This is a genomic window from Bradyrhizobium sp. T-1 (genome assembly GCF_053592855.1).
This window is the reverse complement of sequence record NZ_JBSGOX010000002.1, coordinates 508,441-532,900: the sequence shown is the minus strand read 5'-3', so window position 1 is coordinate 532,900 and position 24,460 is coordinate 508,441. Positions and strand designations below refer to the sequence as shown.

The window sequence follows — 24,460 nt, the reverse complement described above, 5'->3', positions numbered from 1 at the left end:
GCGAACGCAAATATCCCTTGCCCGTCTACGTGCGATCAAAGCGCTTGACGAGAAGAACGTCCTTCGCTGCAAACCTTGGCCAACTCGAGCATCGCGCGTTCGACGCGAGTGTTGTTCCAGCGGTCGTCCGGACGATTGAACTTTGCGATCCAGAATCCGTGGTCATCTTCGACGACAGCTTTCGGACGGGCTCCGCCCATGGAGGTGCCGAGCAGCATCCAGTCTCGAACCTGGGCGCCTTCCTCGGTTTTACATCTTCCTAGAGCATCAAGGCTTCGGCGATTTCCTGAAGCTTTGCAAGTTCGAGCGTCTTGTTGAATTTGCGACGTGGTGCCGGAGGTTGTTGACCAAGTCCAAACCAAGCGCCCCTACGCCGTCGTCGGCTGAATTCAGCAGATAGTCGAGTTCGCCAAGCTGGGGAACCCCGGCATGCTTCTCGATGACGCGGCGACCCCAATAGTCCGAGCTTGCATCGCGTAACGCGCCAAAGACCGCCATTCAGTCGGCCTGTTTCGTAAGTCTCATCCGATAATTCAAGCTCGATAGGATCAATCGCGACCGCATCTCCGTTTGAGAGGTACAACTTGCCGTAGACGAAGCGAGCCAATGCATTGCCACGGCGATCCTTAGCGAGCTAGAATCGGGCCGGCGGTTATCGGTTCGGTCTGACACGGCAGCGTGATGTAGACGAAGCATTCGGTGTTGCTTTAGAAGTCATTGTCGAGCCCTCCGGACTTGCGCGCCCGCTTGCGTTCCCGCGTCGCTTGCAGAGCAATCCCTTCCCTGTCCTTTGAGGGGTCAGCGAGTTCTTCGAGGGGCTGGAGCATATCGTAGAGCCACAGCAGCCCGGCATACACCACGATACCCGTCGATGCTTTGCCCTTTTCGGCGTCCATAACAGCGCGCACGCCCGTTCCAATTCTGCTGGCTGCGTCCTGCATGGTCATGTTGCGGCGGATGCGTGCAGTACGCAGATCCGCTCCCAATTGCGTGAGCGTCCGTGACACCGGGTAAGGGGGCGCCTTTTGAAGTTTGTTGGTTGCTACCATGCTCTTGAAGGCCATTAAGCAGATTATTATGCTCTTAAGAGCATACAGCAATTTCCTGCAGTTTGCCATATTTTGCTTTTAAGAGCGCTTTATGTGCGATAATTTGCTCTCAAGAGCACTTATTCCATTTTCTAGTGCCGTAAATATATCAACGGGATATGTAACCAAAATATGCAGCTATTAGTTGTGAAAGTTCCTATGATAATCTATTTGGGAAGCTCTTTGACTCGTCAGGGGCAGCCATTTGGGACCAGCACCGAGGGTGCCGCCAGTCACGACTAACCAGGCGGGTCGGAATCCAGAAACATGTCTGGAGCCAACAACGAACAGCTTCGTCCGCCGCCGAGCTGGGACAAATTCGAGGAAATCTGCGCGGATCATTTTTTGCGCATCTGCAAGGACAACCAACACGACCGTGCCGGGCAAGGCAACTCGGCGTCGATGACTACGGCAAGGATAGCGGAGCTGATGCGAGATGAAGCGTGAGTTGACCTCCGAGATCGTCACGCGCGTTGTCAAGGAGGTGCGAAGCACTAATGTTGTTGCTGGTCCCAGCCCTGCGCAGGCACCGACCGGTCGGTCTGATCCACTGGACAACGGCTGACGGAAGCGCTCGAGCGCGACTACGCTGCGCGTTGCGAACCCCTTCTCCAGCAATCGGTCTTTCCCGAACTCCACAAACGAGACGAGCTCCCGCCGCTCCTTCCGATTTGCTGGAAACGAAAGGCAGGCCGCGTACGCTTCTCCCGGCACAGACGCTCGCGTCCGTGAATCAGTCGCAGAGATCCAGGCTTCGCCATCGTCTCCGGATCTCTCGCGAAATACGGCCTTGCTGACTTTGTCGCGTGACAGATTGGCCCTCCCAGGCTTGTCACCGTACGCATCAAGACTCTGGAGAAGAGGCTGCTTAGATGGGCACGGAACGGGAGGAACTCTTCTCACACGATGATCAAGAAGGGGGCGTCGGGCACGCCGCCGCCGCAGCAGGCAGCCGCGGGCGGAGGACTAATGCTCCCTTAAAGCTGGATTGCCCAAACGGTAATTCGGCTGTCACCCCATAGTCGCTAATCCTACCAAATCCTGAATTTGGAGGAGCGGATGCGTTTAGGCGCCGATATTGGGGGAACTTTCACAGATATCGTCCTGGTCGACGATGAGACCGGTTTATTTCGGCTCGGTAAGGTCCTGACAACTCCAGATCAGCCTGACAATGGCGTAATCAATGGAATTAAGCAGGTCATCAACGGTGATGCAGGCCAAGTTTCGCATGTTGTGCATGGGACGACGCTTTTCACCAACGCGCTGATCGAGAGAAAGGGGGCGCTGACCGCTCTCGTCACGACCCGCGGATTCCGCGATGCCGTCGAAATTGCGCGCGAGCACCGCTACGACATGTACGACCTTCGGCTGCGTCGTCCCGCCCCGATTGCCCGGCGGCGTCACCGGTTTGAGATTGCCGAGCGAATTCTGTCGGATGGAACAATCCGCCAGGCCCCCAACGAAGACGACGTCGCGCGCATCGCCGAGGAGATGCGCAGAATAGGCATCGAAGCGGTTGCCGTCAGTCTCATCAACGCCTACGTTTGTCCGGATCACGAGCGCATCGTTGGCCGCATCCTACGGGAAAAGCTCCCCGGCGTTGCGATAACTCTCTCCAGCGACATCTCCCCGGAAATCAGGGAATTCGAGCGTTCGACGACGGCGCTCTGCAATGTCTATGTCAAGAGCATCGCCGAGAAATATCTGACGCGGCTCGAAGCGCGTACGCGCGACGAGCTCAGCGATGCAGCCGGTCTTTATGTGATGCAATCGAATGGCGGTCTGCTCACCGCCAGCCAAGCCATCGAAGCGCCGATCCGTCTTGTTGAGTCGGGACCTGCGGCCGGCGCGTTGGCTGCGGCACATTATGCCAAGTCACTCGGACTTTCAGACGTGCTCTCTTTTGACATGGGCGGCACCACCGCCAAGGCCTGCCTCATCGTCGATGGCGAGCCTCTGCTGGCCCCGGAATTCGAGGTCGATCGGCAATATCAGTTCAAGAAAGGCAGCGGTCTCCCAGTCAAGGTGCCCGTCATCGAAATGATCGAGATCGGCACGGGCGGCGGTTCGATCGCGCAGATCGATGCACTCGGCCGCCTCAAGGTCGGGCCGCATAGCGCCGGATCCGTGCCAGGACCTGCCTGCTACGGGGCGGGCGGGGAACGACCAACGGTCACTGATGCCGATCTGCTGCTCGGTTACCTCAATGCAGGCTTCTTCCTCGGCGGAGATATGAAGCTCGACAAGACCGCCGCAGAACGTGCCATTAACGAACAAGTCGGGGCCTCGCTTGATCTCGACACGATAGCCGCAGCCTGGGGAATCCATCAACTGGCAAACGAAGCAATGGCTTCTGCTGCACGCATCCACGCCATCGAGCGGGGGCGCACCATTTCCCAGTTTCCGATGTTTGCGTTTGGTGGCGCGGGGCCGGTTCACGCCTACGGCGTCGCGCGCGTCCTGAAGTTGCCGAAGATCATCTATCCGTTCGGTGCGGGCGTCATGTCGGCCGTCGGCTTCCTCACCGCGCCACTGGCATTTGACTTTGTGCGATCAAGCCCGGCACGGCTGGAACAACTGGATTGGGGCGCAGTCAATCGGTCTCTCAAAGAAATGGAGGAGGAGGGGCGAAGCCGTCTTGCTCATTCAATGGGTGATCGAGAGGTCTCGTTCCGTCGCTGGGCCGATATGCGCTACCGCAAGCAAGGCTTTGACATCCGTGTGCCGATTCCCTCCGGTAAACTTGGGCCAGACAGCATCGCGGAAATCACCGCTTCGTTCGAGCGGGTCTACACCGAACTCTACGGACATACCGTACCCAACACGCCAATCGACGTGATGTCATGGCGAGTGGTCGCATCGGGGCCCAAGCCTGACTTCAAGCTACCGGTCAATACGTCGAAGTCCGACGGTCCACTCAAGGGCTCCAGAAAGATCTACGTCCCTGACGCAGGACTCATCGACGTGCCGGTCTACGACCGTTATCGCCTTGGAGCCGGTGATCGCCTGCAGGGGCCAGCCATCATCGAAGAACGTGAATCGACCGTTGTTATCAACGGACCCGGCGAAATTAGCGTCGATCAGAACCGTAATCTCATTGTCGATCTCGAGGTGGCCCGATGAGCGCCAAGGAACTGGACCCCATTACGCTCGATATCATGTGGGGGCGGCTCATTGCCGCCGTGAACGAGCAGGCCGCGGCCCTGATGCGTTCGTCCTTTACGTCCATCGTCCGGGACGCCGAAGACCTTTCTGCGTGCGTGTTCGATCGCCGCGGCCGGATGGTGGCCCAATCGGTCACGGGCTCGCCGGGGCACATCAATTCCATGGCGACAGGAATGGAACACATCTTGAAGACGTTTCCGCTGGATACGCTCCAGCCCGGGGACGTCATCATCACGAATGATCCTTGGATTACGGTCTCTCAGCTTCACGACATCACGATTGCAACGCCCGTATTCCACAATGGGCGAGTCGTTGCGCTTTTTGCAAACTGCTGTCACGCGCTCGATATCGGCGGCAGGGGGCTGTCGTGTGATGCCCGCTCCGTCTATGAGGAGGGTCTCTTCATCCCGATCATGAAGTTGCATTCGAAAGGAGAACCCGTCGAAGCCGTTTATCGGCTGATCGCGGCCAACGTGCGGACCCCCGATGAAGTGATTGGCGATATTCATGCACAGATCACCGCGAACGAAGTCGGAGCAAAGCAGCTCAAGTCTTTCCTCGAAGAGTTCGATCTTGCGGATATCGAAGGGGTGGCAGACGCCATCGTCGCGCGCACCGAAAGGGCGATGAGAGCCGCCATTACGGCTCTGCCCAACGGATCGCATCCGTTCAAGATCACCATTGACGGGTTCGACAAGCCGATCGAGATTCAGGCCAAGGTCACTATCAAGGACGATGAGGTCATCGTCGACTATGAAGGGTCTTCCTCAACGGTTGATCTCGGTATCAACGTCGGTTTCAATTATACCGTTGCTTACACCACCTATGGCGTGAAGTGCGCAATTGCGCCAGACGTGCCCAATAACGCCGGTTCGTTCACGCCGATACGCACGATCGCCGCCGTCGGGTCAATCCTCAACGCTCAGCATCCTGCTGCCGTCGCTGGCCGTCATACGGTCGGTCACTTCCTCCCTTCAGCCATCATGGGCGCGTTGTCAGGTATCCTGCCGGATAAGGTGATGGCACCCGGCGCCGACAGTCTCTGGAATACGCATATCAGCGGCTTCGATAAGCGCGACAATCAGTTCTTCTCGTACACTTGGTTCTCTACCGGCGGAACTGGCGCCCTCAAGGGACTCGATGGCCTCTCGGCCACCTCCTATCCAAGCGGTGTCGCCGGTGTGCCCGTGGAAATCATCGAAGCTTTGACGCCTCTGGTCGTACGGCAAAGAGCGCTTCGACCTGACTCCGGCGGAGCCGGCGAACATCGTGGTGGCTTGGGCCAGACAATGGAAGTCGAGGTTCTGACCGAGAAGCCCTATCTCTTCTCAGGCATGTACGATCGATGTCACTATCCAGCACCAGGTTTGTACGATGGCAAATCCGGCGCGACCGGTTCGATCGCCAGTTCGAATGGCGAGGAGGTCCGCCCCAAGCTGAGCCGCATGTTGCCGCCAGATACGGTTTTAACGCTCTCGCTACCCGGCGGCGGCGGATTCGGTGACGTTAAACGTCGGGACCGGGAGGCGATCCTCAACGACGTGCTGGACGGTTACGTAACGCCGGAGGCGGCGAAACGTGACTACGGCTTTGAATACACTCCTCCTCACAAGTAGCAACGGAGCGCTTGATGCCGATCCAATCCCGCTTTGTCCTGATTGCTTCAATGGACGTCGATCCTGCGCACGAAGATCTCTTCAACGAGGTGTACGATGGGGAACATGTCCCGCATCTCCTGAAAGTGCCAGGGGTTCACAGCGTTACGCGCGTCAAAGGAGTTCCCTTCGCGTTCGCCATTGCCAACGGCATCAAGGATATGCCGGCGCCCAAGCCGATCTATACGGCCATTTATGAGATTGACCATCCGGACGTCTTGAAGAGCGCCGAATGGGCAAAGGCAGTCGAGGCGGGCAGATGGGCAAGCGAAGTGAGGCCGCATACCCGCAATAGGCACCACGCTGTCTATCAGAGGCAATCCACTAGCCCATAGAGCACAATCACCAATCAAACGTCGTGACGCTTGCCGGGGCGCCAACGACGGGCAGATCAAATGATAACGCGCAGGAGATAGGGATGACGACAAGCGCAGAGACGACATTGACGCCGCAGCTCGACACTGTCGGCCCAAGCACGGCAGGAAAGATGACGCGGCTTGCACTCGCCAGCATGGTGGGTACCTCGCTGGAATGGTACGAGTTCGTAATCTACAATTCCATGGCAGCTCTGATCTTCAATAAGCTCTTTTTCCCGTCATTTGATCCGATTGTCGGTACAATTCTTGCGTTTTCGACTTATGCCGTAGGTTACATCTCGCGTCCCATCGGCGGAATTATCTTCGGTCGCCTCGGAGATAAGGTCGGGCGTCGTGCCGTCCTCGTCTATACGCTCGCTTTGATGGGCATTTCTACCCTGGCGATGGGCTTGCTGCCTACGTACGGGAGCATCGGAATCGCCGCGCCCCTGCTGCTCGTTAGTCTCAGGACCATTCAGGGCATCGCGCTCGGTGGCGAGTGGGCTGGCGCCATCCTTCTTTCCGTGGAGCATGGCAAGCCACAAAATCGCGGGCTCAATGCGTCGTGGACGCAAGTCGGCCCCTCTGCCGGTACTCTTCTCGCCGCAGGGGCCATCGCCGTCACGACGACGCTGCTGAATGAGGCCGATTTCCTGTCCTGGGGCTGGCGCCTTCCGTTTCTGGCCAGCACCGTGCTGGTGTTCTTCGGATTCTGGATCCGCTGGAGCGTTGAGGAAACACCCCACTTCCATCAGCTGCAGGCCGGCCATGCGACGACCAAGGCGCCGGTTGCCGAGGTCCTGAGGGACCATTGGCGCAACCTGTTAGTGGCCGGTAGCGTTCGAATCGGTTCGGACGTGGTGTATGGACTGCTTGCCGTATTCACCTTGACGTATGTCACTCAGAAGCTGGGTTTGAGCCGCACATTGGCCCTGACCGCTGTTCTGATCGGCGCCGGCGTGCATGCCATATCCGTTCCCCTGCTTGCGGCGCTCTCTGACCGGATTGGTCGACGCACTGTCTATGGGCTCGGTGCTCTGGCATCTATCATCGGCAGCTTCCTCCTGTTCGGCTTGTTCGATACAAAATCACCAGCCATCATCATTGCCGCAGTTTCAGTCGGCATGGTGTTTCAAGCCGCGATGTTTGGTCCGCAAGGTGCTTTCGTCACTGAGCAGTTTCCAACACGTGTGCGATACACGGGGTCCTCGCTCGCCTACACCTTCGCAGGTGTCCTCGGTGGCGGTTTTGCCCCGCTGATCTTCGCCACCTTGTTGAGAGAGTATCCCGACACGTATGCGATTCCAGCCTACGTGACCGGAGCCCTCGTCATCACGCTCATTGCTTTGTTGGCAGCAACGGAAAAAGCCGGCCGCGAGATCGATTAGCCACCTTGTGCGATTTGGCGCCGCACATTTGCGATGCGGCGCCAGATCGCCGGATTGACCGGATGTGAACCATGAACGTCAAAACCGCGCTTGCCAGCGTGCCAAAGCCGCCTTCCGCTCTCATTGAAGCCTTCAAAGATGCCCCCACTTCGGTCATCTCGGACAATCTCGACCGATTGGCGGGTGCTGTTGGCTTGAGGCCATTCCATCGTTCCGGACGGTTGGTCGGAACGGCTTTCACCGTGCGGACGCGTCCTGGAGACAACCTCGCAATTCACAAGGCGCTTGAACTGGTCGGCCCCGGGGATGTCATCGTCGTGGACGGAGGCGGCGACGAGACGCGGGCACTGGTGGGTGAGATCATGAAGAATATCGCAGAAGAGAGGGGAGCTGCCGGCTATGTAATCGACGGCGCCATCCGAGACGTCGCGGCCTTCAGCGGTTCGGATTTCCCCTGCTTTGCCCGCGCAGTGACCCACCGCGGCCCCTATAAAAGTGGCCCAGGCTGCATCAACGTGCCAGTGTCGATCGGTGGGTCACCGATCGCCCCTGGCGACATCGTCGTTGGCGATGAGGATGGCGTTGTATCCTTTCCGGCCGCGATGGCAGATTCCCTGATTGAGGCTGTTCGTGCCCAGATCGCGCGCGAAGAGGAGACCATGAAGGCTATTCGCGAGGGGCGTTACGAGGGCTCTTACGGACGGTAGTAACCAGAACCAGAGGACGACATGACTGACCAGAAAAAGGAATTTCACAATCTTGATACACCGGATGACGGCTTGCTTCGCGAGCTGGCGCCCGGACTCACCACGCGCATCTTTTCGGGCGAACACGCGATGCTCTCGGTGGTGAGCTTCGCACCGCACGCCGAAGGCGTGCTCCATCATCATCCTGAGGAACAATGGGGCGTGCTGCTGGACGGCACTGCCATTAGGATTCAGGGAGGGGAGGAGATCCCTGTGCGCAAGGGCGACTTCTGGCGTACGCCCGGCAACGTCCCTCACACCATGCGAGCTGGTCCCGAGGGCGCCCGTGTGCTCGACATCTTCAGCCCACCCCGGCCCGAATATAAGAAGCCGGGATCCGGGTTCGGACAGACTTAGCCAGTGGCCTGGCTCTTGCTGCAAAGCGAGAGCCAGCTTTGCCCGTTAACGCTTCAAAGGGAAAGCCGTGCCGGAAAACCGTGAACTGGCCTTGGTTCGGTTGCCGTCACAAGTTGATGGCGTCGAATTGAACCTGTCAGCGATTCATCGCGCCGGAAAAGCGGCGCCAATCGTCTTCCTGCACGGCTTCGGATCTACCAAAGAAGACTACGCTGACATCGTGCGCCACGAAGCTCTCGCGGCGCATCCGTTTCTCGCCTATGACGCACCGGGTTGCGGAGAGACGTATTGCGCGGATCTATCAGACATTTCAATTCCGTTCTTGTTAAAGACTGCGCAGCGCGTAATCGAGCATTTTAAGCTCGACCGATTTCATCTCGTTGGCCACTCCATGGGTGGTCTGACGGCACTTCTGCTCGCGCACAAGTATCCCCAACACGTACTCAGCTTCGTCAATATCGAGGGAAACATTGCGCCCGAGGACTGCTTCCTCAGCAGGCAGATCTTGCAATTTCCGGAGCAGAACGTGGAGCGGTTCTTCGCCGATTTTATCGACCGAACCCGGCATATGCCAGCCTATGCCAGCGCGCTCTACGCTTCCAGTCTTCATCACAAAGTGAGGGCGGCTGCGGTACCTGGAATATTCCGCTCGATGGTCGATCTGTCGGACAGTGGAAAGTTGATGCAAAAGTTTATCGGCCTTCGCTGCCCGAAGATGTTCATGTACGGCGAACAGAATGCGACGTTATCCTATCTCGGCCTGCTTCGCACAAATGGCGTACGCCTTACCGAGATTCCGGCGTGCGGCCATTTCCCGATGTATTCCAATCCGATCGCCATGTGGACGCAAATTGCAGCGTTCCTGGCTGACGTTTAGAGGTCCCGGCGATCGCTAAAGCGCTCACCGAGGCTGTGCGCAATGAGGCCTTCGGCGGCTGAACGCGGGGTTGCTATTCGAGTGGATTCATCAGCAAGATCGTAATGAGCAAAGGAAGCGTCACTGCCGACAAAAGCGTGCCTAAAGCAACCGCAGCAGACGTTGAGTTCGCCAGCAATTTGTACTGCGTGGCGAACAGGTACGCATTGGCCCCTGCCGGCATGGCCGCAAATAGAACGATGACGTCGCCAACCAAGGGCGGCAGATGTAGAACGGGAAAGGCCAGCGTCCAGGCAACAAGGGGCATGATGATGAGCTTCAGAAAGCACATGACCGCGAGGCTCAGTGCTTCTCCGCGGAGTTCGAATCGCATAAGGCCGACCCCCAGCGCGATCAGAGCTGCCGGAGACCCGGCTTGAGCGAGTTGCTCGCAAGTCCGATCTACCAGCGAATTCAGTCCTGCCCCGGTCATTCGCCAAAAGAAGCCAGCTGCAATCGCGATTATGATCGGATTGCGCAAAAGATCTAACAGGAGGCGAAGCACAAGTGCCCAAATCGAGGCGCCATCTTTCCGCTCGATCCAGGCGATCTGAAGTGTTCCGCTGAGCCATAACAACGGTGTGTTAATGGCAAGGATCAGCGCCATTGGCCCCGCCGCCTTCGGACCGAACGCCGTGAGCGCGAGCGGAATACCGAGCATCGCTATGTTGCCGTACACAGCGCTCGTGGCTGCGACAACGCCGGCCGCGGGCGTCACGCGAAGCAGGCGTGCCGACAGAGCTAGAGCGGCGATCCAGGTGAGGGCGACAGCGCCATAGTAGGCGCCCCATGCCAGCAAAGGATTCATAGCAGGAAATTGCGAGATGACGATGGTCCGGAAGAGAAGCGCTGGTATTGCAATCGAGAATGCGAACTCGGAAATGCCCTTCTGCGCACCTTCTGAAACCAGTCCGCTAACAGCTGCGGCGTAGCCCACAGCAATGAGCCCAAAGGTCGGAGCAACGATCGCAAGTACATTCATATCGGGGTTGACGAGCAGACTGATTGTGATGCCGACGATTAGTCCAGACCGGCGCCGCGGTCCACCCGAAATTCAATAGGCAGTCTGTTTGAATTTCGATGAAGCGCAGCGAGCGAAAAAGCGGTGAGGTGCACCTCGCTCTCGACCGCCTGGCACGCGGCTTCGTTCCAGCAGCAGACTAACTTCGATGTCGAGGCGCATGCGCATCAGCTCGCGCTAAGGCCAGTCGTGGCATCCTGGTGAACTTGGCGCGAGGATGCGCGCGCATCAGCCGCCTGATTGCGAATGGCCAATGTCTTCTCCTTGTAAACGATACGGTCAAGATTTGATTAAGAGTCTAAAAGGGGCAGATCCGATTTAGCAGGCCGATCAAAGTGGATCGCTCCGTTTCATTAAGGGGAGCAAGCATTCGGCGGTTATAGGGCGCCGTGAGCCGGACGGCGTCCCTCATCAATTTCTCGCCTTTCGACGTCAATGTGATCTCAATCGCACGCCGGTCGATTTTGGACCGGCTTCGCTTCACCAGACCCGCGTCCTCGAGCTGGTGCAGAATTTTTGTCAAATTCGGGAGTTGAAGCCGCAACAGTGCTGCGATGCTACTCGGAACGACCCCCGGGTTGTCCCGCACCAGCATGAGGATTGCGTAGGTCGCAGGCGTCAGTCCGAGCTCGGCGAAGGTCTCATAGAAGCCGTCGAAGAACTTCAACTGGATCAATCGGATCACGAAGCCCGGGACGTTGCGAAGTGCGGCCAAATCGAGCTGCTTCTCTGCCGCCGTTGTTGCTATTGTCATTAGCTCCCCTGGGTCATCCACGTTCGCATCTATCATGACGCATGCCGAATTGACATCGCCCAATATACTTATAAAATATAAGTATTATGCGGCTGAGACCGCAACGGTAGCCGGGAGGAGTATCCATGAGGGTGACAAGCCTATTGGCGACGTGCGTCTCCTTGCTTGCGCTGATTTGCGGATCGGCCGATGCGCAGGAAACGGTGAAGCTCGGCGTTCTCAATGACCAGTCCGGAGCATTTGCAAGCTATCAGGGCATTGGGTCCGTCATCGCGGCTCAATTGGCTGTCGAGGATTATGGCGGAAAGGCTGGCGGCAGGCAGGTCGAAGTCGTCAGTGCGGATCACCAGAACAAGTCGGACACCGGCGTCAACATCGCGCGTCGCTGGTATGAGAATGAGGGCGTCGATGCAATCTTCGACGTCCCCAACTCGGCGATTGCGCTGGCAGTCGCGGGGATGAGCGCCGAAAAGAACAAGGTGTTCGTCGGCTCTGGCGCCGGTACGGCATTGTTGACTGGAGAAAAGTGTACGCCGAATACGGTGCACTGGACTTACGACACCTATGCTTATGGCCGCGGGCTCGGCAAGACCATCGTCGAGCAGGGCGGCAAAAAGTGGTTCTTCATCACGGCCGATTATGCCTTCGGCCACGATCTGGAGAAGCAGGCGTCCGAATCGGTCAAGGCATCCGGGGGACAGGTCCTCGGAGCCGTCCGTCATCCCCTCGGGACGGCCGACTTCGCCTCGTTCCTGCTGCAGGCGCAGGCTTCCGGCGCCGACATCATCGGTATCGCCAACGCCGGCGACGATACGATCACTTCGATGAAGCAGGCCGCCGAGTTCGGCCTGACCAAAGATCACAAACTGGTCGGTCTGATTCTGGGCATGAACGGCATTCCGTCTCTCGGGCTGCAATTCGCCCAAGGCGCCCAAATCATGAATCCGTTCTACTGGGACCTCAACGAGGCCACCCGGTCCTTCGCCAAGCGCTTCTCGGAGCGCATCCCATCCAAGGCCTATCCCAACGACATGCAAGCCGGCGTCTACGCTGGCGTCATTCACTACCTGAAGGCCGTCGACAAGGTCGGTGGCGCGAAAGACGGTAGGGCGGTCGTTGCCGCCATGAAGGAGCTTCCGACCGACGATTCCTTGTTCGGCAAAGGTTTCATCCGCAAGGACGGACGTAAGATCCATCCGCTCTATCTCCTCCAGGTCAAATCGCCCGACCAGTCGAAATCCAAGTGGGACCTCCTGAAGGTTGTCGGGATCATCAAGGGCGAAGATGCCTTCAGACCCGAGAACGAGGGCAATTGTCCTCTCAGCAAACAATAAGTCGAGGGGCCGCCATGAGCCAGTTTGCTTCTACTCGGATCGATCCGTTCGCTGATGAGGTGCTGAGGGATCCGTATCCGGCGTACCAGACCTTTCGCGAACTGGGACCGGTGTTCAGGATCGAGCCGTACGACATCTGGGCCATGGCGCGGTATGAGCAGGTTGATTCCACGCTCAAGGATTGGCAGACCTTCATCAGCGGAGAGGGCGTCGGCCTAAAGGGTATGAACCCAGCGCTGCCCCGGCCGATGACGCTACAGATCGACCCGCCCGATCACGAGAAGGGACGCCGAATCCTCGCCCGGACCATGTCACCGGGCGTAGCGAAGAACCTGCGCGACACCTTTCAGAAGGAGGCCGAGAGGAAAATCGGCGAGCTCGTCGAGCGGGGGACCTTCGACGCGATGACAGATCTGGCCATAGCTTATCCCCTAAAGGTGTTCCCCGACGCCATTGGCGTCTCAGAGGAGGGACGCGAGAACCTGCTTGCCTGGAGCACGTTCGTCTTCAACAGCTTCGGACCGGATAATCACATTCTCGCCAGATCTCGTGATCCAGGGCTGACCGCGCAGAAATGGATCATGGACCGTTGCGCACGCAGCGCGCTCAGACCCGATGGCATTGGAACGATGATCTACGAAGCTGCTGATGCAGGTGAGATTACTGAACACGAGGCCACGCATTTGGTCCGGCCATTCCTAACTGCGGGTGTCGACACGACGATCAATGGACTGGGGAATACCTTGCTTGCACTCGCAAGCCATCCAATGCAATTCGCCAAACTACACGAGCGCCCGGCACTCGCCCGCAATGCGTTTGAGGAAGGGCTACGCTATGATTCACCTGTGCAGACCTTCTTCCGCACCACCTCGCGTGAAGTGGAAATGGCGGGCGATATCATACCAGCGAGGACCAAAGTGCTGGTCTTCATGGCATCCGCCAACCGTGATCCGGCTCGTTGGCAAGAGCCCGAGCGCTTCGATGTGGAGCGACCTGTAACAGGACATGTGGGCTTCGGCTCCGGCATTCATGCTTGTGTGGGCCAGATGATCGCACGCTTGGAGGGTGAGTTGGTTCTAACGGAACTTGCGAAGCGGGTAAAATCAATTGAACTCATTGCCGAACCCGAGCGCATGCTAAATAACACCCTTCGGGGGCTCAAAAGTATGCCAGTCCGCGTGACTGCTGCCTGAGCGACCAATGGTGGCACTGTCCGATCTTGAGACCACCATCATCGACAGAGCAATTCCCATGCTACCAACTAGGGTCGGCCGCGAGGCGGGCAAGCCGCAGTTGGTTTGCTGCCCTGTTCAACAGCGTAGCCTCTCAGGCCTTGAAACGTCGCAAGACTACCGTTTTCAGGAGGCGCCAAGTCAAGGACAGACAATCGGCAGAATTTCAGCGTTGGTGCCAAACGACAATGAGCGAGACGATCACGCACTTGTCCCGAATTGGGCTCGCGATGCATGCGGCCTGAGCAATACAAAGGCGCAGTGTCAGGTCAAAAAAGACGAGAGGGAGCTCCGCCAAAAGACCGGTTGTCTGCCCCCTCCCTGACTTGGCCGCCACAAGAGTGTAGGGAGGTCCTTTCAGGCATTCGGGCTTTCTAGAATAGCGTGAAAAGCTTCAAAGCCATGATCGGAGTAGGCAAGGCGTTTTGTTGCCTGAGGGCTGTTTTGTTCTCCTGATCTCCTCGTTGAGTCTCTCCTGCCAGCATGTAGACTAGCTTTGCCCCCAATGGCTACATCAGTAGCGGCCCGCCGCGGTGTTGGCGCGAACGGCTCGAAGTGTTAAGGTGCATCAAGACCTCAGCGGGTGGCTTCCGCTTTAAAATAGCCGAGGGGTTCTCGAACCTTGGGCAGCTCCAGATTAGGCAACAGCTTTCAGCTCCTCAATGACGCGGATCAGCTGCGCCGCAGGCTGGGGGTAAGCGATGAAGTAGCCTTGGGCTTGCGTGCAGCGTTGGTCACCAAGAATCCTAAGCTGCTCAGCTGTCTCAACCCCCTCAGCGACAATGGTCATGTCCAAGGCTTGCCCCAACTCGGAAATTGCCCTGACAATCGCCGCCGCGCTCGTCTCGCGGCTGAGATCCTGCACAAAGGATCGGTCGATCTTGATCTTGTCCAATGGGAAGCTCCGCAGATAGCTCAATGCGGAGTAGCCTGTGCCGAAGTCATCTATGGCGATGTGAACTCCTAGCACCCGCAACCTATTGAGAATGTCGCGCGTGATCTCTTCGTCGTGCAGCAGAATGCTCTCGGTAATCTCCAGTTCGAGACGAGACCCATGCAAGCCCGCAGCAGCCAGGGCGCGGGTCACGGACAGTTCCAAGGCTCCGCGCCTGAATTGAACAGACGACAGATTGACCGCAACTCTTACGTCTTGCGGCCATGATGCGGCATCGCGGCAGGCCTGCTGAAGCACCCAATCACCAATCGGAACGATGAGCCCTGTCTCTTCGGCGAGGGGAATAAAGGTCGTAGGGGGTATCGTCCCTTTTTGCGGATGATGCCAGCGTAAGAGCGCTTCGAACGTGACAATCTGCTTGGATTCGATATTCACGATGGGCTGATAAAACAGTTCGAACTCAGATCGTTGCAAAGCCTGGCGAAGGTCTACCTCGAGCTGCAGGCGCTCTTGCAAACGGACGTTCATTTCGTTCTGGAATATTCGATAGGTGCCGCGTCCATCGGACTTTGCCTGATAGAGCGCCACATCGGCATTCTTAATCACTTCGTCTGTTCCGTTTTCGGAGCATGCCGTGATATTTATGCCAATGCTCGTGCCAATCATCACCCGGTGTTCATCGAGGAAGTAGGGTTCGCCAATGGATGCGAGGATTCTCTCAGCGAGGCTGCTGGCGTCCTCAGGATCGGCGGCATCAACCCGCAGAATCGCGAACTCGTCCCCGCCAAGCCGAGCGACGAGGTCTGTCGTCTTGGCGCAAGATTTCAATCGCTGCGCCACCTCAAGCAGCAGGGCATCGCCAACGCCATGTCCAAGCGTATCATTGACGCTTTTGAAGCCATCAAGGTCCAGACACAAAATCGCAATGCGCTTGTGCCGCCCTCGTGTTCCAACCGCGCGCTCCACAAGCTCGTGAAAGCTGCGCCGGTTGGCCAGTCTTGTGAGGGGATCGTGGGCCGCCAGAAATGCAATTTGCGCCTCGTGCAGCTTGCGCTCGGTCACATTCCGGCAGGTGCCTCGATAACCCTGGAATTTACCCCTCGCAAATGTCGGATTGCCGTTGATCTCCAGCCAAAGCTCGTCCCCCGCACGTCCGTCCAAGCAGATTTCGAACCCCCGAAATGGCTTTCGATTGGAAAGAGCCTGCAGATATTCGATCCAGGATTTGCTCGCGAGCGGATTGATCCCCAAGGCCTCCGCCAACTTGATTCCAATTTGGCCGGCCGGCAGCCCGAGGTCTTCCTTGCCGCTTGTAATCGTCAGCTGGTCATCGGTTTCCCAGACGACCTCCGAAGAGGTATCAAGGAAATCGCTCAGGCGTTTGAGCTCGCGCCTCAAACGGTCATTGTCCAATCTAAGCTGCTCGAGCGGGCCGGCTTCGCCAGAGCGACATGATTCTAGCGGGCTAGGCTTTGCTGCAGTCAACCAACAGCGGACATCGTTCATGCAGCTTGCAAGCGCCGCCGCGATAAAGTTGACCGGAAATGCCATTTGCACTGCCCCCAAACAGCGAGGCCGCGATAGTAAGTGGGGGAAGCTGCGAAAAGGTTGCCGGCCTTTGGGGAATTGCGGCGGGGTTAATTGCGGGTTCACGGACCTGCCGAACCACTATGGACAGCGCAAGCCTCGCGAAGTTGATTTATCTTGCAGATATTGCTAACCTGCTTTGCATTTTGGAAAGAATGTTGCATGCGCGACCTGCAAACAGTGCTGATCATCGCGCGGAGCGGCCCTGAATGGGCTGCCATCGCAGACACCTTGTCAGACCAATACGACTACCGCGTTCTTTCCGCCGATTCGGTCGAAAATGCGAGGGCATCCCTGGCCGACGCCCAAGTAGACATTGCTCTCGTCGAGTATGGCGAAGGCAAAGGTCTGAAGTTCCTCGTTGATCTACGAGTATCTCATCCTGACGTGATCCGCATCCTGGCGCTCGAGGCCAAGACCGAGATCGGCCAACGGGAAATGGCGCCCGCCGGCATCTATCAGCTCATCCGTAAGCCGCTGGACGCCAACCAGATTGGACTTATGGTGGAGCGTGGCCTTGAGGCCCGTGAACTTGCCCGTCGACATCGCCTTCTTACACGAGAGTTCAAATTTCCAGCGAATGCCACAGGCATTCACGCAAGGCCCATTCTGCCGATGCAGCCGGAGAGCCGCCGTTTCGAAAAGCTCGTCTACGTCAGTGAAAAACTACACAACCTCAGCGAGCTCGCGCGAAAAGCAGCCAAAACGGAGCTGCCTATCTTGATTCAGGGGGCAACGGGGACGGGCAAAGAGCTTCTCGCTCGCGCCATTCATTACAACTCTGGCCGCCGCGACAGCCCGTTGCTGGTCCAAAACTGCGGGGGGATGTCCGATGAGCTCTTACAATCCGAGCTCTTTGGGCACAAGCGCGGCGCTTTTACGGGCGCTGTCTCAGACCGGCTGGGCCTTTTTCGCGCCGCGGACCGGGGAACGGTATTCCTCGATGAAATATCCGAGGTGTCTTCATCTTTTCAGGTGAGCCTGCTTCGTTTCCTGCAGGAGGGAGAGGTCAAGCCGCTCGGCTCCGACAAGATCGTCACCAGCAATGTCCGCATTATCGCTGCCTCCAACCGTCCTCTCCGCGCGTTGGTCGCCGCGGGCAAATTCCGACAGGATCTCTATTTCCGCCTGCGGGGATTCGAGCTGGAAGTTCCCTCGCTGAGTGATCGCCGAGAGGATATCCCGGTGCTAGCGGAGTTCTTTGCCGCCAAGCACAGCGAGGCGATGGGGCGCAAGATCCTTGGAATTTCTGCAGCCGTTCTCGAAAAGCTCTCCGCTTACGACTTTCCGGGAAACGTTCGAGAACTTGAGAACGAAATCCGCCGCATGGTGTCACTGACGGAGGAGGGGGAGTACGTCACCACCACGCACATGTCGCCCGCTATATTGGCGGCCCCGCCGCGCTCCCGCTTCAAGTCAGCCGGCGGGTACGAGCTGCGGGGCACCACCTTGAAAGAAAAGGTCGAATGCCTCGAAAAGCAAGTTGTCGCCGAAGTGCTGTCGCGGCATCGGTGGAATCAAAGCAAGGCTGCGAACGAACTTGGACTCTCGCGCGTTGGACTTTCCAACAAGATCAAGCGCTATAGCCTCGATGAGGCAGAGTGAGACAGCCGATGGTACGCAACGAAGATCAGTTTAAGAGGGATCCCTCACCCAACCTGGTGCGCTTCCCCCAGTCGCGAGTTTCGCCTGCTCGCAGGACGCCAGCAAAGGATCTCGGGCTGAGCCTGCTTTCCAGAAGGCTCGGTCTGCCGGAGCGCCAATTGACTGGACATTGGTGCAGCCGCTGCGAGGGCATCTGGTACGGTTATCTGCTCGAGGTCGATTGTCCTGCATGTGGCAATCGTCACGGCTGAGTACCGCTGCTCGTCTTCAAAAAATCAGCACCGAACGAGCGATACTTCAGCCTGCCTCAGGGAAGGAGCTTTGGGCACCGTCACCCCGTAACAAGGACTAATGCCAACCCTTGCAATATTTGATGCGCTGCAACGATCATTGCTTACATTGACAAGCTGGTATGCATAGCAAACTTAGTATGCGCGGCGTCACACACCGTAGATCGCCCTGCGAAGTCAGCTGACGCTTAGAATCCTTGAGCTTTTTGAAAATTGCAAGGTACGAGCCGCTCGGCATGGTCCTTGCTACCTCCTTCCGACAAAGATGCCATGCCAGCGCGTCTGATTTGGTGGAGGAAATAGATGACTAATCTTCTTTGGCTCCAGGGGGGAGCGTGCTCCGGCAACACGATGTCGTTTCTCAATGCCGAGGAGCCAAGCGCCTGTGATCTCGTCACAGATTTCGGCATCAACGTCCTATGGCACCCATCGCTCGGCCTTGAGCTCGGCGAGAATCTGAAGAAGCTTCTCAACGCGCTGACATCAGGACAGATGCCGCTCGATATTTTCGTGTTCGAGGGCACGGTGGTCAACGCGCCGAATGGCACTGGCGAATGGAATCGCTTTGCGGGCCGCCCGATGAAAGATTGGGTCACCGATCTTGCCAAGGTCGCCGGCTATACTGTCGCGATTGGCGACTGTGCAACATATGGCGGTATTCCCGCGACTGCTCCCAATCCGTCAGAAAGCCAAGGACTACAATTTCTCAAACGTCAGCAAGGTGGCTATCTCGGCACAAGCTACCGATCAAAGGCAGGCTTGCCCGTCATCAACATACCGGGATGCCCAGCCCATCCGGATTGGATCACGCAAATTGTCGTCGCGGTGGCGACCGGCAGAGGTGCTGAACTCTCGCTCGACGAGTTTCAACGCCCAAAGACGTTTTTCACGAGCTTCACCCAGACCGGCTGTACGCGGAACATGCATTTTGCCTATAAGGTCTCAGCCACGGAATATGGCCAGCGAAAGGGGTGCCTGTTCTACGATCTCGGCTGCCGTGGACCGATGACGCATTCACCCTGCAACCGCATTCTCTGGAATCGGCAATCGTCGAAGACCCGAGCAGGCATGCCGTGCATGGGCTGTACCGAGCCGGAATTTCCGTTCTTTGAGCTGGCCCCCGGGACGGTATTCAAGACCCAGACTCTGATGGGCGTGCCCAAGGATCTGCCGTCCGGCGTTGACAAAGCCGGTTACGTCAAGCTGACCGCGGCCGCGAAAGCCGCCTCACCAGCATGGGCCGAGGAAGACATCTTCGTCGTCTGACGAGTGTCCTGCTCACAGACCTGTCGCTCAACCATCAGTCATCAGGAACCGATTCACATGCCAAGCGCAGTGCAAACTCTGGACATTTCGCCGGTCGGCCGGGTCGAAGGCGATCTCGACGTGCGTGTCAACATCCAGGATGGGGTCGTGGTCGACGCCTGGACCCAAGCGGAGCTGTTTCGCGGTTTCGAAATCATTCTGCGTGACAAGGATCCCCAAGCCGGCCTCGTTGTCACACCGCGCGCCTGCGGCATTTGCGGCGCCTCGCATCTGACCTGCGCCGCATGGGCGCTCGATACGGCCTGGCAGACCGAGGTGCCACGCAACGCCATCCTGGCCCGAAATCTCGGCCAGCTCGTCGAGAGTCTGCAGAGCCTTCCGCGCCATCACTACGGGCTCTTCATGATCGACTACACTCACAAGAATTATTCGAGCTCGAAATATTATAAAGAGGCGGTGAGGCGCTACGCTCCCTTCACCGGCGCAAATTACGAAATCGGCGTGACGATTTCTGGCAAGCCCGTCGAAATCTATGCTCTGCTGGGCGGGCAATGGCCCCACTCGAGCTACATGGTACCGGGCGGGGTGATGTGTGCCCCGACGCTCACCGACGTGACGCGCGCCTGGTCGATCCTCGAGTATTTCCGCCGCGAATGGATGGAAAAGATATGGCTAGGCTGCTCGCTCGAGCGGTACGAACAAATCAAAAGCTATGACGATTTCATGGCCTGGCTTGATGAAACGCCGCACCACGCCAATTCTGATCTGGGCATGTTCTGGCGGATGAGCATCGATTGCGGCATGGACAAGTATGGTCAAGGTCACGGCCGCTTCGTGTCCTGGGGATACCTTCCCCACGAGGACAAGTATCAGAAACCGACGATCGAAGGCCGCAACGCCGCGGTCATCATGAAGAGCGGCGTCTACGATGGCCGTAGCGATACGTTCAAGCTCATGGACCAGAACTTTACGCGCGAAGACACAGCCCATGCTTGGTACGATGAGCCGGGTGGGCTGCATCCGTTTGACCGCAAGACTGTACCGACCCAGAAGAACGCCGTCGACATGGGTGGAAAGTATTCCTGGGCCACCGCCGTGTGTCACGATGAAAGCGGCCGGCTCGAAGCTGGGCCGCTATCGCGGCAGCTGATCGCAGGCGGCAAGCACGGCGAGAGCTGGCAACATTACGATCCGCTGGTCCTTGATATGTACAAGAAGCTGGGGGGCGCCAGCGTCATGCTCAGGCACTTCGCCCGCATGCACGAAGGTGTCAAGTTATACCGGCAAGCTGAACACGCGCTTCGTGAGTTTCGGCTGAACGACCCGTGGTATATCAAGCCCAACGAGCGCGACGGGCGCGGCTGGGGCGCCACAGAGGCAATCCGAGGAGCGCTGTGCCATTGGATCGACGTCAAGGACGGCAAGATCAAGAACTACCAGATCATTGCGCCGACTACCTGGAATGTTGGACCGCGGGCGGCGGACGGCACCCGAGGACCGATGGAGCAGGCCTTGATCGGCTCGCCTATCAAGGATCCGAGCGATCCCGTTGAAGTCGGCCATGTCTGCCGCTCCTATGATTCGTGCTTGGTTTGCACGGTCCACGCGCACGACGCAAAGACAGGAGAGGAACTGGCGCGCTTTAGAACAGCCTGACCGCAAACTCGCTCGAGTCACTGGATTGCATCAACAGGCTTCGTTTGGTCATTCTCGCAGGCCGAGCGAACCACGGTGGATCACTACGTCAAAAGGCGCGTCGCACAATGGCGTCCGAAAACGGGGCTACCCTGAAAGCCATCGCCGATATGCTTGCGGATGGGCTCGAAACGCAAGTCGAGCCCTTTCCCGAGACGGACAAGGAATTTGCGGAAATTTTGCTGCAGCTGCGTCAGCTCGATACGAAGGACCTCAAGGCCAAACTCGTGATCTCGGGGTTCCTCGACCATCCTTACGGACCTGACAGGCAACGCTGCCTGGAATGCATGTACTATCTCGTGCACCGCAAATGGTGCGATCTGCCAGAGCTGTCTGTGCCTGTCGAGCCGGACTGGTGGTGCCGGCTATGGCGCATCTAGCTTCTCACCCGAGGCGCTCGTCATGGCCTCCGCCAGCGATGAAAGCTTACGTTCCCGCATCATCGGTCTCCTGACCTCTGGTCTTGCCACGGACGTGTATCCGCGCGCAGACAGCCATGAGCAAGTTCAGCGGCTTGTCTGCGACCTTCGCCTTGCAGGCGATGATCTGGAGGCTAAGCTCAAGCTCGCGGGGTTTACCTCATATCCGATTGAGCACGCCGGCATTACGCAGCTTTGCGAAACTTGCATGTACTACAAGGTGCACCAGCGCTTCTGCGAGCTGCCGGAACTGAATGTGCCGGTCGAACCCGATTGGTCCTGTAAGCTCTGGCGCATCTGATGCGCCTCATGGAAAGGGCACGCCGTGATTGCCGTGGTTGCTTGTGGAAATCCAAATCGTTCCGACGACGGCGCCGGTCTTGCTGTTCTCGGGCAGCTCAAAGATCGGGGGTTCGGACAGAATGCTGACATTCGTCTGCTCGACGCTGGCACCGACGGGATGGCGGCGATGTTCGCTGCGCGGGGCTGCCGAACGCTGATTATCGTCGATGCCTGCAGATCCGGCTCCGAGCCGGGCGCAATCTTCGAGGTCCCAGGACACGAATTGACCAAACCTTATGGAGGTGGACTTAATCTGCACGACTTTCGCTGGGAGCACGCACTTTTCGCCGGAAAGGCGATATTTCGCGATGCGTTTCCCGACGATGTCATCGTATTTCTGATCGAGGCAGAGCAACTCGATCTTGGTCTGTCGCTATCTTGTCGTGTATCGCAGGCGGTCATGAAGGTCGCCGCTAGGATCGAAGAGTTGCTGCGAACGCCCCAGGAGGCCGTGCCGGTGGGCTGATGCCAAATCTTGCGGTCACCATCAAAGACGGCTCGCTCTACTTTTCTGCCGCGCTCTGCAGACGCTTCTTCGATGGCCTTCAATGCGTCATCCTGCTCCGACGAGACAACGATCTTTGCATCCTGCCAGTCCGTCACCAGGCGGGCGGTGGATATCTGTTGAAGATGCGCAACATCGCTGGTGATCGCGTGGTGCATGCACCCGACTTCTTCAGCGAGCACAATGTCCCGATAGACGTCCGCGAGTTCGCAGCCGAATGGTCCTCCGCTGACCAAGCTCTCATCATCGCGCATGCGTTCGATTTGTAAACTTTCTTTACATTTCGCTTATTGAGTAGACAGACTGAAAATTTGGCTGCAAGATTGATCCGCATCAATGACGCGCGGCAAATCAAGCGCTCGGTCCGGGAGGACACCTTGGCGGCAGGCCTTCTGAGCGAACAGGTACGCGCAGCCTTGCAAGCAGCGGAGGCCGAGACGGCTACGCCGGCCGAGCGAGCCGAGATGCTCATGGAGATCGGAATAGGGCTGCAAACGAGGCCCAAGTCGCCGGATGAGATCAACTCCGCAATAGAACTCTACGACAAAGCCCTGACCGTCTGTCCCGGTGAGCTGGCTTTGCTGCGATCTCGTATTCTGGCGCGCAAAGCAACGGCGCTGCAGGCGATGCCCGAGCAGGGCACAAAGTCAATCGAGCTCGCTCGGTCCATCTTCGAAGCCATCATGCCAGAGCTCACTCAACTCGCAACGCTTGAAGAAACCGCGGAAGCCGAGATGAATCTCGGGCTGTGCATCCAAAGCCTCGCTGCCGTTGGCCGCGCAAAGATCTCTGAGGCGATAGCAGCCTATCAACGCGCCCTTCGTACCTTCACTCGAACGAGCCACCCCAAAGAGTACGCCATTCTTCAGAACAATTTGGCGACGGCCTTTCTCTCCATGCCGATGACCGATCAGCGCGGCAAAATGCGAGAGGCTCTTGCTGTTCAAGCCTTCGAGGAAGCGCTCAAAGTCGTGACTCTCGTCGATGATCCTGTCGAATACGCGATGTTGCAGAACAACCTCGGCAATGCCCTCCAATATGTCGCCTCGAGCCACGTGCTCGAGAATAATCTTCGCGCGCTTGAGGCCTATGACGAGGCACTTAAGGTCCGCACCCGCGAGACGATGCCGATCGAGTACGCGAACACCATCTCGAACAAGGCAAACTGCCTGTGGAATCTGCCCGGTCATGCCTCGAACTCGGAAACCGGCAGGGGCATCAATCTCTCAATGGCCCTCGTCTATTACAGAGAGGCGCGCGAAATATTCCTGGCCCATGGAGATCCCGGTCGCGCTCAGATCGTCAGCGAGGCCTCCATGCAGATCGAGCGCGAGCTGATGGAGCTGTCGGCGCTTCTCGATCGACCTACCACCCTGCATTCCTAGCAAATCTGGATCGAAGGAGTTCTTGCAAATGAGCGTGTCACTTACTCCGGCAATATTCGCCTTAAGTCTCGGTCTGGCGATGATTGCATCAATCGCAGGAGGAATGGTCGGCGGCCTCATCGTCGGCGGAAAAGTGCTCGGAAATGAGCTCGCAGCGCTGCTCGGTGGTTTCTACGGCCCGTTGGCTGGAATTGCCGGCGTTTTCGTCGGCCTTATCGCTCTTTCGATCATCGCTTGAGGAAGATGACATGTGGGCAATGACACAGAACTCCATCTTGTTGTTCTTCCGCGGAAAGCTTTTCGCAGACCCAGCCAAGGCTTACCGGCAAATTGCGATCGGGGTGGCGGTCACAGCCATGCTGCTCATCATTCTTACGCTGGTCGGGGCGCCGATATGGGCGGCTTCAGCCCTGGCAGCAGCAATTGGTGGGGGCTTGCAGCCTTATCTCTTCCGAAACC

25 protein-coding genes are annotated in these 24,460 nt (G+C 57.8%); 19 read left to right on the top strand and 6 right to left on the bottom strand.

Features of this window, described 5'->3' with window-relative positions:
* Positions 1–35: 35 nt before the first annotated feature.
* The 3 genes from ACWAT4_RS41935 to ACWAT4_RS41925 form a co-directional block, all read right to left on the bottom strand.
* The gene (locus tag ACWAT4_RS41935; RefSeq protein WP_188637394.1) at positions 36–218 is read right to left on the bottom strand and encodes a hypothetical protein; all 183 of its coding nucleotides are present in this window, start codon (positions 216–218) and stop codon (positions 36–38) included.
* Positions 219–267: 49 nt separating this feature from the next.
* On the bottom strand, positions 268–498 hold the full coding sequence (locus ACWAT4_RS41930; RefSeq protein WP_188637395.1) for a hypothetical protein: 231 nt from the start codon (positions 496–498) through the stop codon (positions 268–270).
* Positions 499–707: 209 nt separating this feature from the next.
* A complete protein-coding gene (locus ACWAT4_RS41925) occupies positions 708–1,064 on the bottom strand; it encodes an XRE family transcriptional regulator (protein ID WP_232995558.1) in 357 nt (118 codons plus the stop codon).
* Positions 1,065–1,355: 291 nt separating this feature from the next.
* On the opposite strand from ACWAT4_RS41925, the gene ACWAT4_RS41920 reads away from it, so the two are divergent.
* The 8 genes from ACWAT4_RS41920 (at position 1,356) to ACWAT4_RS41885 (ending at position 9,632) form a co-directional block, all read left to right on the top strand.
* Complete coding sequence (locus ACWAT4_RS41920) at positions 1,356–1,535, top strand: hypothetical protein (RefSeq protein ID WP_449731337.1); 180 nt, start codon at positions 1,356–1,358, stop codon at positions 1,533–1,535.
* Between the two features lie 612 nt (positions 1,536–2,147).
* A complete protein-coding gene (locus tag ACWAT4_RS41915; protein WP_128930089.1) occupies positions 2,148–4,211 on the top strand; it encodes a hydantoinase/oxoprolinase family protein in 2,064 nt (687 codons plus the stop codon).
* A complete protein-coding gene (locus ACWAT4_RS41910) occupies positions 4,208–5,869 on the top strand; it encodes a hydantoinase B/oxoprolinase family protein (RefSeq protein WP_128955152.1) in 1,662 nt (553 codons plus the stop codon). The genes ACWAT4_RS41915 and ACWAT4_RS41910 overlap by 4 nt, the downstream gene beginning before the upstream one ends.
* Before the next feature lie 14 nt (positions 5,870–5,883).
* Positions 5,884–6,243, top strand: coding sequence for a DUF4286 family protein (locus ACWAT4_RS41905; protein WP_128930091.1), 360 nt, complete (start codon positions 5,884–5,886; stop codon positions 6,241–6,243).
* 152 nt (positions 6,244–6,395) lie between these two features.
* Positions 6,396–7,652, top strand: coding sequence for an MFS transporter (locus ACWAT4_RS41900; RefSeq protein ID WP_245477392.1), 1,257 nt, complete (start codon positions 6,396–6,398; stop codon positions 7,650–7,652).
* Positions 7,653–7,723: 71 nt separating this feature from the next.
* On the top strand, positions 7,724–8,359 hold the full coding sequence (locus ACWAT4_RS41895) for an RraA family protein (protein WP_128930093.1): 636 nt from the start codon (positions 7,724–7,726) through the stop codon (positions 8,357–8,359).
* A gap of 21 nt (positions 8,360–8,380) precedes the next feature.
* Complete coding sequence (locus ACWAT4_RS41890; protein ID WP_128930094.1) at positions 8,381–8,755, top strand: cupin domain-containing protein; 375 nt, start codon at positions 8,381–8,383, stop codon at positions 8,753–8,755.
* Between the two features lie 67 nt (positions 8,756–8,822).
* Complete coding sequence (locus ACWAT4_RS41885; protein WP_128930095.1) at positions 8,823–9,632, top strand: alpha/beta fold hydrolase; 810 nt, start codon at positions 8,823–8,825, stop codon at positions 9,630–9,632.
* Between the two features lie 73 nt (positions 9,633–9,705).
* Here the strand turns inward: ACWAT4_RS41885 and ACWAT4_RS41880 are convergent, their stop codons facing one another.
* Entirely contained in the window at positions 9,706–10,653 is a 948-nt protein-coding gene (locus ACWAT4_RS41880; RefSeq protein ID WP_128930096.1) for an AEC family transporter, read from the bottom strand.
* A 337-nt stretch (positions 10,654–10,990) separates the two neighbouring features.
* On the bottom strand, positions 10,991–11,482 hold the full coding sequence (locus ACWAT4_RS41875; protein WP_237864937.1) for a MarR family winged helix-turn-helix transcriptional regulator: 492 nt from the start codon (positions 11,480–11,482) through the stop codon (positions 10,991–10,993).
* 89 nt (positions 11,483–11,571) lie between these two features.
* On the opposite strand from ACWAT4_RS41875, the gene ACWAT4_RS41870 reads away from it, so the two are divergent.
* Together ACWAT4_RS41870 and ACWAT4_RS41865 are read left to right on the top strand one after the other, a co-directional pair.
* On the top strand, positions 11,572–12,780 hold the full coding sequence (locus tag ACWAT4_RS41870) for an ABC transporter substrate-binding protein (protein ID WP_128930098.1): 1,209 nt from the start codon (positions 11,572–11,574) through the stop codon (positions 12,778–12,780).
* A 14-nt stretch (positions 12,781–12,794) separates the two neighbouring features.
* Entirely contained in the window at positions 12,795–13,973 is a 1,179-nt protein-coding gene (locus ACWAT4_RS41865; RefSeq protein WP_128930099.1) for a cytochrome P450, read from the top strand.
* Positions 13,974–14,649: 676 nt separating this feature from the next.
* On the opposite strand, the gene ACWAT4_RS41860 is transcribed toward ACWAT4_RS41865, so the two are convergent.
* Positions 14,650–16,458 (bottom strand): putative bifunctional diguanylate cyclase/phosphodiesterase, encoded by a 1,809-nt coding sequence (locus tag ACWAT4_RS41860; protein WP_128930100.1) that lies wholly within the window; start codon positions 16,456–16,458, stop codon positions 14,650–14,652.
* Positions 16,459–16,656: 198 nt separating this feature from the next.
* Between ACWAT4_RS41860 and ACWAT4_RS41855 the strand changes: the two genes are divergently transcribed.
* The 9 genes from ACWAT4_RS41855 (at position 16,657) to ACWAT4_RS41815 (ending at position 24,239) form a co-directional block, all read left to right on the top strand.
* Positions 16,657–18,099 (top strand): sigma-54 dependent transcriptional regulator, encoded by a 1,443-nt coding sequence (locus ACWAT4_RS41855; protein WP_128930101.1) that lies wholly within the window; start codon positions 16,657–16,659, stop codon positions 18,097–18,099.
* Between the two features lie 593 nt (positions 18,100–18,692).
* A complete protein-coding gene (locus ACWAT4_RS41850) occupies positions 18,693–19,655 on the top strand; it encodes an NADH-quinone oxidoreductase subunit B family protein (protein ID WP_128930103.1) in 963 nt (320 codons plus the stop codon).
* A gap of 57 nt (positions 19,656–19,712) precedes the next feature.
* Complete coding sequence (locus tag ACWAT4_RS41845; protein ID WP_128930104.1) at positions 19,713–21,311, top strand: nickel-dependent hydrogenase large subunit; 1,599 nt, start codon at positions 19,713–19,715, stop codon at positions 21,309–21,311.
* Positions 21,312–21,418: 107 nt separating this feature from the next.
* A complete protein-coding gene (locus tag ACWAT4_RS41840; protein ID WP_128930105.1) occupies positions 21,419–21,730 on the top strand; it encodes a hypothetical protein in 312 nt (103 codons plus the stop codon).
* A 22-nt stretch (positions 21,731–21,752) separates the two neighbouring features.
* Complete coding sequence (locus tag ACWAT4_RS41835) at positions 21,753–22,070, top strand: hypothetical protein (RefSeq protein ID WP_128930106.1); 318 nt, start codon at positions 21,753–21,755, stop codon at positions 22,068–22,070.
* 24 nt (positions 22,071–22,094) lie between these two features.
* Complete coding sequence (locus ACWAT4_RS41830) at positions 22,095–22,577, top strand: hydrogenase maturation protease (RefSeq protein ID WP_128930107.1); 483 nt, start codon at positions 22,095–22,097, stop codon at positions 22,575–22,577.
* Positions 22,577–22,885, top strand: coding sequence for a hypothetical protein (locus ACWAT4_RS41825; protein WP_128930108.1), 309 nt, complete (start codon positions 22,577–22,579; stop codon positions 22,883–22,885). Before ACWAT4_RS41830 ends, ACWAT4_RS41825 begins: the two co-directional genes overlap by 1 nt.
* A 54-nt stretch (positions 22,886–22,939) precedes the next feature.
* Positions 22,940–24,001 carry a tetratricopeptide repeat protein gene (locus ACWAT4_RS41820; protein WP_232995559.1) on the top strand — a complete coding sequence of 354 codons (1,062 nt, stop codon included), beginning with the start codon at positions 22,940–22,942 and terminating at the stop codon, positions 23,999–24,001.
* Between the two features lie 28 nt (positions 24,002–24,029).
* Positions 24,030–24,239: a hypothetical protein gene (locus ACWAT4_RS41815; protein WP_128930109.1), complete on the top strand. Its 210-nt coding sequence runs from the start codon at positions 24,030–24,032 to the stop codon at positions 24,237–24,239.
* Positions 24,240–24,460: the final 221 nt, after the last annotated feature.

Excerpts from the sequence above, each read along its gene's own strand:
- ACWAT4_RS41935 (WP_188637394.1), bottom strand. The coding sequence starts at position 218 with ATGCTGCTCGGCACCTCCATGGGCGGAGCCCGTCCGAAAGCTGTCGTC.
- ACWAT4_RS41930 (WP_188637395.1), bottom strand. The coding sequence starts at position 498 with ATGGCGGTCTTTGGCGCGTTACGCGATGCAAGCTCGGACTATTGGGGT.
- ACWAT4_RS41925 (WP_232995558.1), bottom strand. The coding sequence starts at position 1,064 with ATGGCCTTCAAGAGCATGGTAGCAACCAACAAACTTCAAAAGGCGCCC.
- ACWAT4_RS41920 (WP_449731337.1), top strand. The coding sequence starts at position 1,356 with ATGTCTGGAGCCAACAACGAACAGCTTCGTCCGCCGCCGAGCTGGGAC.
- ACWAT4_RS41915 (WP_128930089.1), top strand. The coding sequence starts at position 2,148 with ATGCGTTTAGGCGCCGATATTGGGGGAACTTTCACAGATATCGTCCTG.
- ACWAT4_RS41910 (WP_128955152.1), top strand. The coding sequence starts at position 4,208 with ATGAGCGCCAAGGAACTGGACCCCATTACGCTCGATATCATGTGGGGG.
- ACWAT4_RS41905 (WP_128930091.1), top strand. The coding sequence starts at position 5,884 with ATGCCGATCCAATCCCGCTTTGTCCTGATTGCTTCAATGGACGTCGAT.
- ACWAT4_RS41900 (WP_245477392.1), top strand. The coding sequence starts at position 6,396 with ATGACGCGGCTTGCACTCGCCAGCATGGTGGGTACCTCGCTGGAATGG.
- ACWAT4_RS41895 (WP_128930093.1), top strand. The coding sequence starts at position 7,724 with ATGAACGTCAAAACCGCGCTTGCCAGCGTGCCAAAGCCGCCTTCCGCT.
- ACWAT4_RS41890 (WP_128930094.1), top strand. The coding sequence starts at position 8,381 with ATGACTGACCAGAAAAAGGAATTTCACAATCTTGATACACCGGATGAC.
- ACWAT4_RS41880 (WP_128930096.1), bottom strand. The coding sequence starts at position 10,653 with ATGAATGTACTTGCGATCGTTGCTCCGACCTTTGGGCTCATTGCTGTG.
- ACWAT4_RS41875 (WP_237864937.1), bottom strand. The coding sequence starts at position 11,482 with ATGATAGATGCGAACGTGGATGACCCAGGGGAGCTAATGACAATAGCA.
- ACWAT4_RS41870 (WP_128930098.1), top strand. The coding sequence starts at position 11,572 with ATGAGGGTGACAAGCCTATTGGCGACGTGCGTCTCCTTGCTTGCGCTG.
- ACWAT4_RS41865 (WP_128930099.1), top strand. The coding sequence starts at position 12,795 with ATGAGCCAGTTTGCTTCTACTCGGATCGATCCGTTCGCTGATGAGGTG.
- ACWAT4_RS41860 (WP_128930100.1), bottom strand. The coding sequence starts at position 16,458 with ATGGCATTTCCGGTCAACTTTATCGCGGCGGCGCTTGCAAGCTGCATG.
- ACWAT4_RS41855 (WP_128930101.1), top strand. The coding sequence starts at position 16,657 with ATGCGCGACCTGCAAACAGTGCTGATCATCGCGCGGAGCGGCCCTGAA.
- ACWAT4_RS41850 (WP_128930103.1), top strand. The coding sequence starts at position 18,693 with ATGACTAATCTTCTTTGGCTCCAGGGGGGAGCGTGCTCCGGCAACACG.
- ACWAT4_RS41845 (WP_128930104.1), top strand. The coding sequence starts at position 19,713 with ATGCCAAGCGCAGTGCAAACTCTGGACATTTCGCCGGTCGGCCGGGTC.
- ACWAT4_RS41840 (WP_128930105.1), top strand. The coding sequence starts at position 21,419 with ATGGCGTCCGAAAACGGGGCTACCCTGAAAGCCATCGCCGATATGCTT.
- ACWAT4_RS41835 (WP_128930106.1), top strand. The coding sequence starts at position 21,753 with ATGGCCTCCGCCAGCGATGAAAGCTTACGTTCCCGCATCATCGGTCTC.
- ACWAT4_RS41825 (WP_128930108.1), top strand. The coding sequence starts at position 22,577 with ATGCCAAATCTTGCGGTCACCATCAAAGACGGCTCGCTCTACTTTTCT.
- ACWAT4_RS41815 (WP_128930109.1), top strand. The coding sequence starts at position 24,030 with ATGAGCGTGTCACTTACTCCGGCAATATTCGCCTTAAGTCTCGGTCTG.